The organism is Vibrio tarriae, assembly GCF_002216685.1.
In the GTDB taxonomy this organism is placed as follows: Bacteria; Pseudomonadota; Gammaproteobacteria; order Enterobacterales; family Vibrionaceae; genus Vibrio; species Vibrio tarriae.
In genome coordinates this window covers 503,121-518,430 of sequence record NZ_CP022353.1, presented here as the reverse complement: position 1 = coordinate 518,430, position 15,310 = coordinate 503,121, and the positions used below count along the sequence as shown (strand labels likewise).

12 protein-coding genes and 1 tRNA gene are annotated in these 15,310 nt (G+C 47.8%); 8 read left to right on the top strand and 5 right to left on the bottom strand.

The genetic code is table 11. The features are described from left to right. Nucleotides 1-12: 12 nt before the first annotated feature. Both CEQ48_RS07880 and gltX read right to left on the bottom strand, forming a co-directional pair. Nucleotides 13-972: an OmpA family protein gene (locus CEQ48_RS07880; RefSeq protein WP_089070856.1), complete on the bottom strand. Its 960-nt coding sequence runs from the start codon at nucleotides 970-972 to the stop codon at nucleotides 13-15. Between the two features lie 294 nt (nucleotides 973-1,266). Then, complete coding sequence (gene gltX / locus CEQ48_RS07875) at nucleotides 1,267-2,691, bottom strand: glutamate--tRNA ligase (RefSeq protein ID WP_089072361.1); 1,425 nt, start codon at nucleotides 2,689-2,691, stop codon at nucleotides 1,267-1,269. A 200-nt stretch (nucleotides 2,692-2,891) separates the two neighbouring features. On the opposite strand from gltX, the gene copA reads away from it, so the two are divergent. Beyond that, nucleotides 2,892-5,600: a copper-translocating P-type ATPase CopA gene (gene copA, locus CEQ48_RS07870; protein ID WP_198301233.1), complete on the top strand. Its 2,709-nt coding sequence runs from the start codon at nucleotides 2,892-2,894 to the stop codon at nucleotides 5,598-5,600. Nucleotides 5,601-5,608: 8 nt separating this feature from the next. Next, on the top strand, nucleotides 5,609-6,049 hold the full coding sequence (locus CEQ48_RS07865; RefSeq protein WP_000831719.1) for a DUF411 domain-containing protein: 441 nt from the start codon (nucleotides 5,609-5,611) through the stop codon (nucleotides 6,047-6,049). 126 nt (nucleotides 6,050-6,175) lie between these two features. Here the strand turns inward: CEQ48_RS07865 and CEQ48_RS07860 are convergent, their stop codons facing one another. Further along, nucleotides 6,176-8,827 (bottom strand): beta-N-acetylhexosaminidase, encoded by a 2,652-nt coding sequence (locus CEQ48_RS07860; protein WP_089070854.1) that lies wholly within the window; start codon nucleotides 8,825-8,827, stop codon nucleotides 6,176-6,178. A 446-nt stretch (nucleotides 8,828-9,273) separates the two neighbouring features. On the opposite strand from CEQ48_RS07860, the gene CEQ48_RS07855 reads away from it, so the two are divergent. Beyond that, on the top strand, nucleotides 9,274-10,140 hold the full coding sequence (locus CEQ48_RS07855) for a TraB/GumN family protein (protein WP_198301232.1): 867 nt from the start codon (nucleotides 9,274-9,276) through the stop codon (nucleotides 10,138-10,140). Nucleotides 10,141-10,440: 300 nt separating this feature from the next. Here the strand turns inward: CEQ48_RS07855 and CEQ48_RS07845 are convergent. Then, nucleotides 10,441-10,517 (bottom strand) — tRNA-Pro (locus CEQ48_RS07845). A gap of 229 nt (nucleotides 10,518-10,746) precedes the next feature. Here CEQ48_RS07845 and CEQ48_RS07840 point away from each other — a divergent pair. From CEQ48_RS07840 to rluF, 3 genes are all read left to right on the top strand, one after another. After that, a complete protein-coding gene (locus CEQ48_RS07840; protein WP_000348347.1) occupies nucleotides 10,747-10,887 on the top strand; it encodes a DUF3149 domain-containing protein in 141 nt (46 codons plus the stop codon). Between the two features lie 182 nt (nucleotides 10,888-11,069). Next, nucleotides 11,070-11,648, top strand: coding sequence for a DNA endonuclease SmrA (gene smrA, locus CEQ48_RS07835; protein WP_089070851.1), 579 nt, complete (start codon nucleotides 11,070-11,072; stop codon nucleotides 11,646-11,648). 65 nt (nucleotides 11,649-11,713) lie between these two features. Further along, nucleotides 11,714-12,712, top strand: a complete 999-nt coding sequence (rluF, locus tag CEQ48_RS07830) for a 23S rRNA pseudouridine(2604) synthase RluF (RefSeq protein WP_198301231.1) — start codon at nucleotides 11,714-11,716, stop codon at nucleotides 12,710-12,712. A 108-nt stretch (nucleotides 12,713-12,820) separates the two neighbouring features. Here rluF and upp read toward each other — a convergent pair whose 3' ends face one another. Beyond that, entirely contained in the window at nucleotides 12,821-13,447 is a 627-nt protein-coding gene (upp, locus tag CEQ48_RS07825) for a uracil phosphoribosyltransferase (RefSeq protein ID WP_001887652.1), read from the bottom strand. Nucleotides 13,448-13,613: 166 nt separating this feature from the next. Here upp and purM point away from each other — a divergent pair, with 166 nt between their 5' ends. Both purM and purN read left to right on the top strand, forming a co-directional pair. Then, the gene (gene purM, locus CEQ48_RS07820) at nucleotides 13,614-14,654 is read left to right on the top strand and encodes a phosphoribosylformylglycinamidine cyclo-ligase (protein ID WP_053033413.1); all 1,041 of its coding nucleotides are present in this window, start codon (nucleotides 13,614-13,616) and stop codon (nucleotides 14,652-14,654) included. Nucleotides 14,655-14,656: 2 nt separating this feature from the next. Next, on the top strand, nucleotides 14,657-15,295 hold the full coding sequence (gene purN, locus CEQ48_RS07815) for a phosphoribosylglycinamide formyltransferase (RefSeq protein WP_089070849.1): 639 nt from the start codon (nucleotides 14,657-14,659) through the stop codon (nucleotides 15,293-15,295). Nucleotides 15,296-15,310 lie beyond the last annotated feature (15 nt).

The window sequence follows — 15,310 nt, the reverse complement described above, 5'->3', positions numbered from 1 at the left end:
GATTACCGTCAATTATTCAGTAACTTGGTACTGGAATTCAGGGATCACCAGCTCAACACGACGGTTCTTCTCACGACCTTCTGCTGTCGCGTTAGAAGCGATTGGGCTGCTTTCGCCTAGACCTTTAGCTGAAATACGAGACGCATCAATACCTTGATCCTCTAGTGCTTTCGCTACCGCTTGAGCACGACGCTCAGACAGTTTTTGGTTGTAAGCTTCAGAACCAGTTGAGTCAGTGTGACCAACAACTTCCACTTTTGCTTGTGGGTATTGGTTTAGGTAGCCCACAATTTTATCCAGCTTCTGAACGGTTGCTGGTTTTAGCTCAGCACTTGCAGTAGCAAATGTGCTGCTGTCCAGATGTTGGAAAGTAAACGTTTTTGTCACCGCTACTTTCTCTGCCACAACAGGCGCTGGCTCAGCTGGGCGTTGTTCTACCACTGGTGCTGGTTCTTCACTACCACCGAACTTATAAGCGATACCGAGTGTAGCGGTTTCTGCGCTCGCACGTAGGGTGTCGTTATTAATGTCCGTCAGGTTTTGGTATTCCAGACGCATAGTGACATTGTGGTTAGTGTTAAATTCTAGACCTGCCGCACCTAGGTATGAGTAATCGTCCTTGCTGCCGTAATCGACATAAGCACCACCGACTTTACCATACAGCGCAATACCTTCAGTGAGAGGAATGCTGAGTCTTGGTGCTAGCGTGATCGCTTGTACCTTCTCATTCGCCAATCCATCTGCAGTAAACTTACCTAAGTAGTCGTATCCTGCTTCAAGAGAGATCCACTTGTTAGCTTGGTAACCTAAAAATGCACCGACGACTTCATCATCATCGTTACAGATTTGGCCAGACAGACACGCGTCATCCAACCAAGATTTACCGACCTTACCTCCGACATACACTTCTGCCACTGCCGCAGAAGAAGCAAAAAGTAACGTCGCTGAAATAATTGCCGCTAGCTTTTTCATGGTATTTCCTTTTTCTTTATGATTATTGTCGAGAATTATACGCTGATCCTCGACCGTTCAAAAAGGTTAACTCGCACTCGAGTCAGATCACCTTTTTGTCCGCATCACTATAGCGGATGAAATAAAAAGGAAAAGAGCCTTTCGGTTATTATTTTGTCACGTCTTTGCTAAAAATGAGAAAAAACTAAAACATATCCGCGCAACTATAAACCATAGTATTGGAATATGATTTTAAAAATTAATAAAAAAGCCGCAGTTTGTTCTGCGGCCTTGGGACTTTATGCAATCAAACAACTATGCATTCGTTTCACGAGTTTCGATGTACGCCAATGCCATTTTGATACGCGCAATCACACGCTCTTGACCAATCAGGTTCATCACCGCATCCACTGAAGGAGATTGACCACCGCCGGTCACTGCAACACGCAGTGGCATACCGATTTTACCCATGCCGATCTCAAGCTCTTCACACACTTGTGCGATCACGTGATGCAGCGCTTCGGTATTCCATTCTGTCAGCGCTTCAATCTTGCTCAGTGCTAACATCAGTGGCTCTTTTGCCACACCACGCAGGTGTTTCTTCGCAGCATCAGCATCAAACTCGGCAAAATCTTCGTAGAAGTAACGTGATTGCTGAGCAAGCTCAACTAGGGTATTGCAACGCTCACCCACCAACTTCACCACTTCTGCTAAAGCAGGACCGGTCGCTTTGTTAATGCCTTGGTTCTCGAAATGCCACTCAAGGTGTTTCGCCACATACTCAGGCTCTGAAGTCTTGATGTAGTGGTTGTTCAACCACAGCAGTTTGTCAGTGTTAAACGCTGACGCTGATTTGGAAATAGCCCCCAAGCTAAACAGCTTGATCATCTCATCGCGAGAGAAGATTTCTTGGTCGCCATGCCCCCAACCTAAACGCACTAAGTAGTTCAGCAACGCTTCTGGCAGGTAGCCGTCATCACGGTATTGCATTACAGAAACCGCGCCATGGCGCTTAGATAGCTTGGCACCATCATCACCCAAGATCATTGCACAGTGCGCAAAGGTTGGGATGGTCGCGCCCATGGCTTTGTAAATGTTGATCTGGCGTGGCGTGTTGTTGATGTGGTCTTCACCACGAATCACATGGCTGATACCCATATCGACATCATCCACGACTACACAGAAGTTATAGGTTGGAGTGCCATCAGTACGACGGATGATCAGATCATCCAGTTGGTCGTTACGGATTTCAATGCGGCCACGGATTTGGTCATCAAAAACGACGCTGCCCTCTTTCGGGTTACGGAAACGGATACAGCAAGGCTCGCCTTCTTTTGCCGCTTCATTGACCGCTTTGATTTTTGGATGATTCGCATCGTAACGCGGCATCTCTTTGTTGGCTTCTTGCTCAGCACGGATTTCATCCAGCAGCTCTTTCGGCGCATAGCACTTGTAGGCTTTGCCTTCTGCCAACAACTGATCAATCACTTGGTTGTAACGATCAAAACGTTTGGTTTGGTAGTATGGGCCTTCATCCCATTCCAAGCCTAACCACGTCATGCCTTCAATAATGGCATCCACCGCCGCCTGAGTAGAGCGTTCTAGGTCGGTGTCTTCAATACGCAGAACAAATTCACCACCTTGGCTTTTAGCATATAACCAAGAATAGAGTGCTGTACGCGCACCACCAACGTGCAGATACCCAGTTGGACTAGGCGCAAAACGAGTTTTAACCGTCATTTGAATTACCTTTGTGAGATTCTTTTGCTGAGAGCTCAGCATGCGAAATTTTGGGCGGTATTCTAACACCCGAGTTAACGCGATGCTACGCACGATTTTCGGCAAATTGACTCTTGGTAAAATGAGTTCGAGAAGTAAGGGTTGACCTTACCTTAAGGTTAAGGTTTATCCTTGTGGACATTCCGCAAGGAGGAGTGATCATGAACCATTTTTCTTTAGCGCTGCGTGGCCTGAACTGCATGGGCTGTGCGCGAAAATTGGAGCGCCAACTCAAACAAGATTTGACTCTTGAGATTGAAACGCTGACGCCAACCTCAATTGAACTGCATACTCATGCCACCTTAAATGAGGTGCTCACCAGTATTGAATCGCTGGGTTATCAAGGCGGCACTGAGCAAACTTATCAGCTACAAGGTTTAAACTGTGGTCGCTGTGTGAATAAACTGACCACGCACCTCAGCGCGCAGGCTGACATTGCCAAACTGCAAGTCAGTAAAGAGCGGCTTTCGCTGGTTACAACCTTAACCACTGAGCAAGTGAAAGCGCTGGTGGCACAAGTGGGCTATCAGGCTATCGAAGCAACACAAGCACCAGTAACCTCTATTCATGAGAAGCAAACGGATACGCCTGAGGCTGAAAACCTCTCGTACCAAGAACCCGCCGAGGCTTCGAGTCAAACACACTCTCTGCTTATTAAAGGGATGACCTGCGCCAGTTGTGTCGCATCGGTGGAAAAAGCCCTGCTTTCTGTTGAGGGAGTGCAGAGTGCACAAGTCAACCTCGCAGAGCAAAGCGCCTTGGTGAGAGGCATTTTCGCCAATCCGCAACCACTGCTTAACGCCATTGAACGTGCAGGCTACCAAGCCGAGATCTTGGATGACCCAGCACAGCAGCAAGCCAAACAGCAAGCGCAACTCGATGCCTTACAAAAAGAGCATAAACAGAGTGCCTTATTAGGTATCGCTCTGGGTGCGCCTTTAATGCTGTGGGGCGTGTTTGGCGGCAACATGATGATCCGCAATAGCAGTGATCAAATGGTATGGGGGGGAATCGGCGTCATCTGTTTCGCACTGCTGCTCACCGCTGGACGCCACTTCTTTATTAATGCGTGGCAAGCACTGACTCATGGCAGAGCGACCATGGACACCTTAGTCGCATTGGGTACAGGGGCAGCTTGGTTTTACTCCATGCTCGTAATAGCTTGGCCGCAAGCGTTCCCTGATGCAGCGCGCCATGTCTATTTTGAAGCGACCGCCATGATCATTGGTTTGATTTCATTGGGTCATTACATAGAAACCAAAGCAAAAAGCCGTACTAATCGCTCACTGCAAGCCTTGCTTAACTTACAACCTCAGCAAGCAACCTTAGTGACTGAACAAGGCGATCAATCCATCGCCGTCGCTGATATTCAACTGGGCATGTCACTGCGCATCAAACCCGGAGAGCAAGTCCCTGTCGATGGTGTGGTCAATACAGGCCACTCTTATCTGGATGAGTCCATGCTCACCGGCGAACCCATTCCTGTACTCAAAGAAGCCGGCGCGAAAGTCGCGGCAGGCACGTTGAACCAAGATGGCAGTTTGGTTATCACCGCAACTGACATTGGTTCGCAAACCATGCTGGCGCGGATTATCCAGTTGGTAAGACAAGCGCAAAGCAGTAAACCAGCGATAGCTCGTTTAGCAGACCAGATTTCGTCGATCTTCGTCCCTGTCGTGGTATTCATTGCCATCTTGTCTGCCGCCCTTTGGTATCTGTATGGCCCCGATCCTAAAGCCAGTTACATGTTGGTCGTTGCGACCACTGTATTAATCATCGCCTGTCCTTGTGCTTTGGGGCTTGCCACTCCGCTCTCGATTACCGTGGGTATCGGCAAAGCAGCAGAGATGGGGATTTTGATTCGTGATGCCAATGTACTGCAGACTGCAAGCCAGGTAGATACCGTGGTGTTTGATAAAACGGGGACGCTGACCTTAGGCAAACCGAGTATTCAATCACTGCATGTGCTGCAGGGTGATGAAAACCAATTACTTGCCCTAGCCTATGCTCTTGAGCAGCAATCAGAACACCCACTGGCTAAAGCGATCTGTGATTATGCCAAACAGCGCAATATTCGCCCTGTGGACATCAGCCAATTCACTAACCAACGTGGACGTGGCCTCTCAGCCGATTACCAGAATCAAACCGTGCTGGTTGGCTCTCTCGCTTTTATGCAAGAACAAGGCATTGATTTGTCGATGGCTGAATCGACTCTAGAAAAATTTGCAGCACAAGCGTGGACGCCGGTGGCGGTGGCTTATCGTGGTATGTTGCAAGGCGTGTTAGCGATTGCCGACCCGATCAAGCCCACCTCAGCGCAAGCGGTACGTAAGCTCAATGAGCTTGGAATTCATACCGTGATGCTGACTGGCGATCACGCTTCGGTTGCCAATGCGATTGCCAAAGAGCTCGGTATCTCGCAAGTGATAGCGCAAGTGCTGCCCGACCAAAAAGCGCAGCACATTCAAGCTTTGCAACAACAAGGCCGTAAAGTCGCCATGATTGGCGATGGGATTAATGATGCCCCAGCTTTAGCGCTGGCTGACATTGGTATTGCCATGGGCAGTGGCAGTGATGTAGCCATTGAGAGCGCACAGATGACCCTTTTGAACTCATCACCAACCAGTGTGGTGAGCGCGATTGAGCTATCAAAAGCCACACTGCGCAATATGAAGCAAAACCTGTTTGGCGCATTTATTTACAACACGCTGGGCATTCCTATCGCAGCGGGTGTGCTTTACCCAGCGTTTGGATTTTTACTCAGCCCAGTTGTCGCCGGAGCGGCGATGGCGCTCTCCTCGATCACCGTGGTCAGCAATGCCAATCGCCTGCGCTGGAGCAAAATTTCTTTCGATCAACATTCTCAATGAGGTACACCATGAAACGCACAATGATGACACTCGCCCTATTGGCCACATTTTCAGGACAAGCGCTTGCTACTCAGGTAGTGAATCACAAATCTCCTTATTGTGGTTGTTGCACCGAATGGACCAAACACATGGAAGAGAATGGTTTTACGGTAAAAGAAGTGCTGCATGACAACATGGACAGCATTAAACAGCAACTTGGCGTAAAACCTAAGCTGGCTTCTTGCCATACCGCAGAGATCGGCGGTTATGTATTTGAAGGCCATATTCCCGCTCAAGACATCAAAGACTTTCTGGCTAACCCACCGAAAAATGCCAAAGGGCTCGCGGTTCCCGGAATGCCTATGGGTTCACCGGGTATGGAATATGGCGATAAGAAAGACAGTTATGCAGTGTATGCCTTTAATGAGCACGGCCAAGTCTTTGAATACCGCTCTTATCAAGGGAACTGATGGTATTCTTATCGCAATCTAGAACATGATGCACTAACCATCTGATTTATAGCGAATATTCTTACAGACAAAAAAGCCTCCGCATGCGGAGGCTTTCGTTATCCATTGAGTGAAATGAGTACTCGATTATTTCAGCGAGGTGACTCGGCTAGTGCGCTCACCGCTCGCAGACACAGAGCGAATCCAAACTTCTCCGCTCACTTTCGGTGCTTGCTTCGCGTCATAATCCAACCAAGTTTGACCATCCAGTGAGTATTGCAGTGTGACACCCGGGAACTGAACGTTCATGGCCAAATGACCGTTCTCGATCTTGGCTCCCGGAACTGGGAGGCGGTAATCAATGCCTGCTTTCTCAAGTTTAGCCAGCTCACGTTGACCTAATACGTTAGCAAAGCGATTCCAATCTGCGTTCAGCGCTTTATGGTTAACTAACTGAGTCTCTTGCGAATATTCCACACCCACTTTGTAGCTGTTTTCCCAATCCGCACGATGCCATGCACGCTCAGCTGCGGCGATAACACGTGGGAATACCATGTATTCATACTGCTCATCGGTACGTACTGTTTCAGACCACAGTTGTGCAGATAGACCATAGAAAGGCTTACCTTTCACTTCGCCTTTACCACTGAAGCCATTGCCATCACGATCCAATGAGGTTTCAGCATTTTGTGGCAAGTTTTCCGGTGCAAAACCAAACATCTTACGAGTGTCGGTTGCACGCGTTGCCCAATAGTAGCCACGCTCTTTAGGATCCACTTCGTAAGGCATATCCATGTACACGTAATCAGGGTTAGAAATGATCACATCATAACCTTTCTCAGCCCATTCATAGGCAGAAGCAGAGCCGCCCCAGTACAGTACATCCCAGAAGTTCACACGTGTGTTTTCGGTTGCGAACGCTTTTTCACCTTCGCTGTATTTCAAGCCATCTTGCCATGCTTGGAAGTTAGGAATACCTTTCTCGGCAACCAACTTAGACACTTGCTCAGCAAAGTAGCTTGGTAAATGGCCGAAATCACTCACCGCACCTGTTGCAATCAAGTTTTGGCACTGCGGCGAACGCGCAAATGGCTTATCTTGCTTAGTCAGATCCAAGTTGCCTTTCCAACTTACTGGCTCTTGGGTATTCACATCTTGGAAGCCTGCGCCCAACTTGATGTTTTTCGCTTCATCGCCACCAAAGTGCCACGTTGTCAGAGGCATACCCGCCGCTTGGTGCATCGCCGCAATCTCAGAGATCACTTTATCCACAAAGCGCTTTGACGAATCTAAGCATGGGTTGATAAAGCTCATGCGGTCATAGAACTGCACGGTCGTCACGTTAGAGGTATCTTGCGGATCCAGCAAACGGAACTCATTGGCCGCCGCCTCATTGCCCTCTTGCATTAAACGTTGGTAACGCGCTTCCATTGAAACCACGGCCGCACGAGCGTGCGCTGGCATATCAATCTCAGGGATCACTTCGATATGACGTGCTTTCGCGTATTGCAGGATCTCTAAATAATCTTGCTTAGTGAAATAACCAGAGCCAAAGTTATCGGCGTTTGGACCAGAACCCAATTGTGGCAATACACATTCTGTTTCACTCGGGTCAAAACAGCGTTGAGCGCCGATATCCGTCAGCTCAGGTAAGCCCGGAATTTCAATACGCCAACCTTCGTCATCGGTCAGATGGAGATGCAGCTTATTCATTTTGTAAGCCGCCATTTGATCCAAGGTCGCTAGAATCGCTTGTTTCGAGTGGAAGTTACGCGCCACATCCACCATCACACCGCGATAATCAAAACGAGGAGCATCGACGATTTCAACCTTTGGCAGTTGAGTGGCATCGGCCATATCGACTAAACCCAGCAGCGATTGCATCGCATAGAACGCGCCTGCTTGGTCAAACGCGGTCACTTTAACGGCTTTATCCGTAATCGCTAAACGATAAGCGCCAGATTTGGCCAGCTCACCTTTGAAGGCTTTAGGGTTGATAACCACTTGTGCTGGCATTACGCCTTTCAAGTTCACACCAAGCAGTTGTGCACGCTCATTCAGCGCTTGCATTTGCTCACCGTCAAGCGCTTTGCTAGGCAGCGCGATACCTTTCGCGATAGAGACTGATCCACTATGTGATTTCACTTGCAGTGGTGTTGGGATGAGTGCGTGTGTCACATCTTGCAGCGCAACATCATTGTTCTTTTCAAAGCGAGACAGCGCTTGAGCGAATACATTGTTGTCACTCGGAGTGCGCTTAAGGTTTTCACCCTCCAGTCCGTTGACAAAGCTTGCCACATCCTCAGTATTTAAAGCCGCAATGACTTTTGGCTCGGCATCGGGCGCGGTGACAAAAGCGCGTGGCATAAAGTCCGTTTCAAACAGCGTCCAGTATTCACCAATCAGCGGCAAAGTCACCGTTTCACCTGCGGCAAAACCATCAAACTTATCGGTAGGTTCCAGTTTATGTAGGTCGCCGGTAACGCGAGTAATTTTGAACTGGTCATTACCCACATCGAGGATCAAGCGAATACTATGGAAGTAAATAGCCCAATCTTTTGAATTGACCGCCTCACCACGGTTAACCAAGGTCATATTCACTTGGTTACAAGAAGCCCACTCAGCTTCTAGAGTTTGACAAGCCAAACCGGTATCTGCGCCGTGATTGTTGACCACTTGGTATTGCACATCCAAGTTATTCGCTAATGTGTCCACCACGTCTTGTGGTGACGTAGTGTTGAGTGCGCAGCCACTTAATGAAGTGAATACCGCGATCGAGATAAGACTCTTCTTCAGCATAATAATGCCCCTAAATTAGTTAACGATGAGGGATGCTCTGCCTGCACCCAATCTCACAACGACATCTGCCAATGGCTTTACCTAAAATTCAGGGATATTTAGCGGCACTTTTTTCTAAGCGCAAAATTAATCCTTTAGCCAAGTGATCATGTTCAAACTTTACAAAATGACATCAAGATAAAAATCTTAAATTTCAAAAAGATATAAACAACGTCAAAATCGACACTTCATTTTTGACGAGATTTCTTCCAATCCAGATCACACTTAGCAATCCGCGCTACGCAAAGAAAGCCGATCGACATCACACAAGATTGCGGCAACAAATCGTGAGTTGGCTCGAACAAATCAACAAGATGTGAGCTTTATCATGATTCAAGCTCCGTCAAATCCGTTAATTCACTGCTAAAGTAACGTTTTTGCCGAACCTAAAGGAGTTCACGCATTCCATGCTCAAACGATTCGCTTGCTGTCTTTTATGGCTATTTATCCAACCTCTTCACGCAGAACCCTTGTACTGGTCAGCAACCAAAGGTTCGACACAACTCATCCTCTTCGGCTCTCTGCATGTGGGCAGCGATCAGCTTTATCCATTGCCTGACCAACTCGCACAAAAGCTAAAACAAAGCGCAGGCTTAGTCGTGGAGACGGATATCCGTAACCAATCCAACATCACTTTGCCTGCAACGACGGTGAGTAGTGAGCAGGTTTTAAGCGATGAACAATTGTTTGTATTGGATGGGATTGCGCAGCAACTGAGGTTGGATGCCCAGCAGATCCGCCAACTGCCCCCATGGTCAGCCAGCCTTATCCTGCAAATGCGCCAATTTTTAGAGATGGGGTATCAAGCCGATAAAGGCATCGACCTTTATTTCATGCAGCAAGCTGAGCAGCATCAACTGCCTGTACTCAGTCTAGAAACCTTACAATTTCAAGTGGATCTGTTAGCGCACTTACCCAACTCAGGGCAGGAATTACTGGTGAGTTTGCTCGATGAATGGGAAAACAATACCCAACTCACCGAGTGCATGATTGAAAGCTGGAAAAAAGGAGATGAGAAGAATTTGCTACAAATGCTCACACTCACCGGTATGTCTGCTGAATTGGAAGCCCAAATGCTCACCGAGCGTAATCAGGATTGGGCAGAGAAGCTCACTCACCCTCACTTCTTACCACAGCAGGGCAAACCTTATCTGGTCGTCGTCGGCACTTTGCATCTGATTGGCAAGCAGAGCTTGCTCAATATTCTTAAGCAAAAAGGCTTTAGCATCCAGCAGCTTAACCAAAGCCAAACGGCAAGCTGCTCATTTTTATAAATCAGCTATACCCTTCCTACTTGAAGCTGCAGCGGTGTTGGCTACGTTCGCTCACCCCAATCACATAGTTTATCTATGCTCATGGGGATTCACTCTCTTGCCGCCTACCTGCAACTCCAAGTAGTTTTGGTATATTCGGTAGAACAAATGATTTGGTGTTGTTGGTCGGCGGCAGATAAACTTATCCAAACAAGTATCGACAGATCATGTGATGGGAAGCGAGTGTCGCCAGCGCTGCGACTTCAAGTGAGAAGTAGATAAAGCAAAAAGGCCCCAGCATAAATGCTGAGGCCTTAAATATGGTCGGTGAAGAGGGATTCGAACCCCCGACCCTCTGGTCCCAAACCAGATGCGCTACCAAACTGCGCTATTCACCGGAACGCTGCGTATGTTACTCGTTCTTTCTTGAAGCGCAAGCCCTGAAGCCAGACTTTCTGTTGAGTTTCTCTCGTTCGGTCAAAACAGCAGCAAAGCACGTAAAAAATGTGACTCATAACTCAACATTAGAAACATATAAGCAACCTATGCAACACAATTGATCCAGATCAGTGCTGCAAATATAGCCAGAATTTAACGTTAACTCGTCTTCAACACTTTGGAGGAAACATGGACTTCTGGCTCGATCTTCTTTTTGGTAATGCAGTTGGACTCTCTTCAATGATAGTCATCTTGGGCGCTTTAGGTCTTATGCTGTTCTATGGCGGTTTCTTCATCTACAAAGTGATGACGGACAAATCTCCTCACTAGATCGCTAGCCTCTATTGAAAGATAGAAAAACGCTATGCACCGGAGCCGACTGCGTGTCTGCTCCGGTTTTTTATTGTGCATTTATCCTCAACATCACTCCCCCTTCCACGCACAACTCCGTGCAACTTGCTAAATGAGAAGTATATAATCAGCGCCATGTGAAATAACTTTGATGTGCCGTTATGTCGCAAGAGGATTTAGAACTGTTTCAACAAATGATGGGCGATGTAAAAACCATCACTCATGATACGGTTGAACTCAAAAAAGCCCACCAAGTCACCGAAGCTCAACTGGCTAAGCGAGAAGCGGCAGTAAGCTTGGCAGACCATGACCCCGAGGCGCTATCCCTCGATCATGCCCCCATGCTTAAGCCTGATGCTATGCTCGAATTTAAGCGGGATGGCGTTCAAGATGGCGTATACCGCAAACTCAGATTGGGTAAGTACCCCATTCAAGCACGCTTAGACTTACATCGAAAAACGCTCAAAGAAGCACGCAGTGAAGTGATCCAATTTATTCGTCAATGTATGGCGATGGATATTCGCACCCTGCTGATTGTGCATGGCCGTGGCGAGCGCTCCAACCCACCAGCACTGATGAAAAGTTTTGTCAGCCATTGGCTGACTCAAATCAGCGAAGTGCAGTGTGCTCATTCAGCTCAACGCTTACATGGCGGTACCGGTGCGGTGTATGTCTTACTTCGTAAGAGTGCCGAGAAAAAAGCCGAAAACCGTGAGCGGCACCAGAAACGGCTTGGCTAAGTAGGTAAAGCTGTTAGAATGCGCGGATTTTGTGCACCATCCGTTGTGAAACGTTAGGAGATTGTATGTCCCAACCGACTGAAAAACGCCTCAATAAATTCATCAGTGAGACGGGCTATTGCTCACGCCGTGAAGCCGACAAACTGATTGAGCAAGGGCGAGTGACCCTCAATGGCCTACAGCCAGAAGTGGGAAGCAAAGTCACTGAGCAAGATGAAGTCTGTATTGACGGTAAGCCTCTGCGTAGCAAAGAGCGTCCAATTTATATTGCTTTAAACAAACCCACTGGCATTACTTGTACGACGGAACGTGATGTGCCGGGAAATATCGTTGATTTCATTGGTCACCACAAACGTATTTTCCCAATAGGTCGTTTAGATAAGCCGTCTGATGGCCTGATTTTTCTGACCAATGATGGCGATATCGTGAATAAGATCCTGCGTGCGGGAAATAACCACGAAAAAGAGTACGTGGTTCGAGTCGATAAACCCATTACGCCTGAATTTATCCGTCAAATGTCTTCTGGGGTAAACATCCTCGATACGGTAACTCTGCCCTGTAAAGTGACTCAAGAGACGCAATATTCATTTCGTATTGTGCTGACTCAAGGACTGAACCGCCAAATTCGTCGCATGTGTGAAGCCTTGGGATATGAGGTGTTTAAACTGCGCCGTGTGCGAATCATGAACATCACGCTAGATGGCATTCCAAACGGTAAATGGCGTTATTTAAGCGAAGCGGAAGTGAGCGAGATTCTGGCTATGTGTGAAGACTCCAGCGGTACAGAAGAAGCCTCACGAGTCGCGCAAAGTGGTGACACGATTAAACGTGCGACCGATGCCAAGCTTTTTGATAGCCGTGAAGCCAATAAAGAATCCAAAGCGCGCCGTAACCCCAAAACCTACCATGGTAAAAATGCACAAGAGTTTCGCCATGCGCCAAATTCGAAAAAAGCGCAGCGTCGTCCCACGAGCTCTTCATCAAACGCTTCGACAGCGTCAAAACCTGCCCAACGTCCAAGCCCACGTACCGGCGGTACCCTGAGCCTCAGAAAATCGAAATAACCTTGTAATGGCACGTAGAACAGAAATGGGAAGCCACAAGCTTCCCATTATTATTGATACAAATCCTATATTTCGGTTGCGATTTCTTATCAGAAAGCCTTGTTAGGATTACTTAGTACCAAAAATCTTATCACCGGCATCACCAAGACCCGGTACGATGTAGCCTTTGTCATTCAGCTTCTCATCGATAGCCGCCGTGTAAAGCTCAACATCTGGGTGCGCTTTTTCTAAAGCGGCAATCCCTTCCGGAGCGGCCACCAACACCAGAACTTTAATCTGGTTACAGCCTTTCTCTTTCAACAAGTCAATTGTCGCAATCATCGAGCCGCCAGTTGCCAGCATTGGGTCAACCACCATGGCAATACGCTCTTCAATATTAGTGGCTAACTTATTGAAGTAAGGAACCGGTTCAAGAGTTTCTTCATCACGGTAAATCCCCACCACGCTGATACGCGCACTTGGGATATGCTCAAGTACACCATCCATCATGCCAAGACCTGCACGCAAGATAGGCACAACCGTCACTTTCTTACCTTTAATTTGATCCACTTGCACAGGACCATTCCAGCCTTCGATCGTGACTTTTTCGGTTTCAAAGTCAGAAGTCGCTTCATAAGTCAGTAGACTCGCCACTTCAGTTGCAAGCTCACGAAAACGCTTAGTGCTGATGTCACCTTCACGCATCAGGCCAAGTTTGTGTTTTACAAGAGGGTGCTTAACTTCAACAATTTTCATGTCCAACTCCGGCTTCATTAATTTAAACCTGCGGATTATACACTTATTTTGTCGACTTTTCCGACTGTAAAACCGGAGAAAAATCTTACGCAAACGTTTTCCTTTTTGTTTTAAGCCCTGTAGAATAGCGCCGTTTTCATATCCAACTAGACCGAGGAACTTCCCCGTGAGCGGTAATAATCCATCTCTCAGCTATAAAGATGCAGGTGTCGATATTGATGCAGGTAATGCACTCGTTGAACGAATTAAAGGCGCAGTGAAGCGCACCCGTCGCCCTGAAGTTATGGGTGGCCTAGGTGGTTTTGGCGCACTGTGTGAACTGCCAACCAAATACAAGCACCCTGTTTTAGTCTCTGGCACTGACGGCGTAGGTACCAAACTACGTCTCGCTCTGGATATGAAAAAACACGACACCATAGGTATCGATCTGGTGGCGATGTGCGTCAATGATCTGATTGTTCAAGGCGCTGAGCCGCTGTTTTTCCTCGATTATTACGCGACGGGCAAACTGGATGTGGATACGGCTGCTGAAGTGATTTCTGGTATTGCCGATGGCTGTTTGCAAGCGGGCTGCGCGCTGATTGGCGGCGAAACTGCTGAAATGCCAGGCATGTACGAAGGTGAAGACTACGACGTGGCAGGTTTTTGTGTCGGTGTCGTCGAAAAAGAAGAGATCATCGACGGCAGTAAGGTACAAGTGGGTGATGCGCTGATTGCGGTTGGCTCAAGCGGCCCACACTCTAATGGTTACTCCTTAGTGCGTAAGATTTTAGAAGTCTCTAAAGCTGATAAGAATGAGCTGTTAGCGGGCAAAACCATTGGTGAGCACTTACTCGCACCAACCAAGATTTACATCAAATCTGGCTTAAAGCTGATTGCTGAACATGACATTCATGCGATTTCACACATCACTGGCGGTGGCTTCTGGGAAAACATTCCACGCGTACTGCCAGAAGGTACTAAAGCCGTAATCAATGGTAAGAGCTGGGAATGGCCAGTGATTTTCCAATGGCTACAGGAAAAAGGTAACGTGACCACTCACGAAATGTACCGCACCTTCAACTGTGGTGTCGGTTTGATCATTGCACTGCCAAAAGATCAAGCCAATGCGGCCGTTGCGCTACTGCAAGCAGAAGGCGAAACCGCATGGGTCATCGGCGAAATCGCAGCCGCCAATAGCAACGAAGCACAGGTAGAGATCAACTAAGCATGAAGAGTATTGTTGTTTTAATTTCGGGAAACGGAACCAACCTACAGGCGATCATTGATGCTTGTGCAACCAGTATTCAAGATGGCAAAGTGACGGCTGTGTTTTCCAATAAAGCAACAGCTTACGGTTTAGAACGTGCCAAACAGGCTGGCGCTGCCGCCTGTTTTATTGATCCCAAAGCTTACGAAACTCGTGATGCCTTTGATGCTGCAATGATGGAGCAGATGGATAAATTTGCTCCTGACTTAATAGTGCTCGCAGGTTACATGCGTATTCTCAGTAGTGAATTTGTTCGCCATTATCTGGGTCGAATGATCAACATCCACCCTTCGTTATTACCAAAGTATCCGGGATTGAACACTTATCAACGAGCTATCCACGCCGGCGATGAAGAGCATGGTACCAGCGTGCATTTTGTCACCGAGCAGCTCGATGGGGGCCCTGTGATTCTGCAAGCCAAAGTACCGATTTTTGAAGATGATACGGTCGAAGAGCTCACGGCTCGCGTGCAGGATCAAGAGCATCGCATCTACCCGCTTGTCGTGAAATGGTTTGTCGAAGAGCGTTTAGCAATGAAAGACGGCAAAGCTTATTTAGATGGCGAAGCGCTCGGCATACACGGTTACGCGGCCGAATAATCTCCAATCGAAAAA

Coding starts and splice junctions, on each gene's coding strand:
- CEQ48_RS07855 (WP_198301232.1), top strand. CDS start 9,274: ATGCTCAAACGATTCGCTTGCTGTCTTTTATGGCTATTTATCCAACCT.
- smrA (WP_089070851.1), top strand. CDS start 11,070: ATGTCGCAAGAGGATTTAGAACTGTTTCAACAAATGATGGGCGATGTA.
- CEQ48_RS07880 (WP_089070856.1), bottom strand. CDS start 972: ATGAAAAAGCTAGCGGCAATTATTTCAGCGACGTTACTTTTTGCTTCT.
- CEQ48_RS07860 (WP_089070854.1), bottom strand. CDS start 8,827: ATGCTGAAGAAGAGTCTTATCTCGATCGCGGTATTCACTTCATTAAGT.
- CEQ48_RS07865 (WP_000831719.1), top strand. CDS start 5,609: ATGAAACGCACAATGATGACACTCGCCCTATTGGCCACATTTTCAGGA.
- copA (WP_198301233.1), top strand. CDS start 2,892: ATGAACCATTTTTCTTTAGCGCTGCGTGGCCTGAACTGCATGGGCTGT.
- upp (WP_001887652.1), bottom strand. CDS start 13,447: ATGAAAATTGTTGAAGTTAAGCACCCTCTTGTAAAACACAAACTTGGC.
- CEQ48_RS07840 (WP_000348347.1), top strand. CDS start 10,747: ATGGACTTCTGGCTCGATCTTCTTTTTGGTAATGCAGTTGGACTCTCT.
- purN (WP_089070849.1), top strand. CDS start 14,657: ATGAAGAGTATTGTTGTTTTAATTTCGGGAAACGGAACCAACCTACAG.
- rluF (WP_198301231.1), top strand. CDS start 11,714: ATGTCCCAACCGACTGAAAAACGCCTCAATAAATTCATCAGTGAGACG.
- gltX (WP_089072361.1), bottom strand. CDS start 2,691: ATGACGGTTAAAACTCGTTTTGCGCCTAGTCCAACTGGGTATCTGCAC.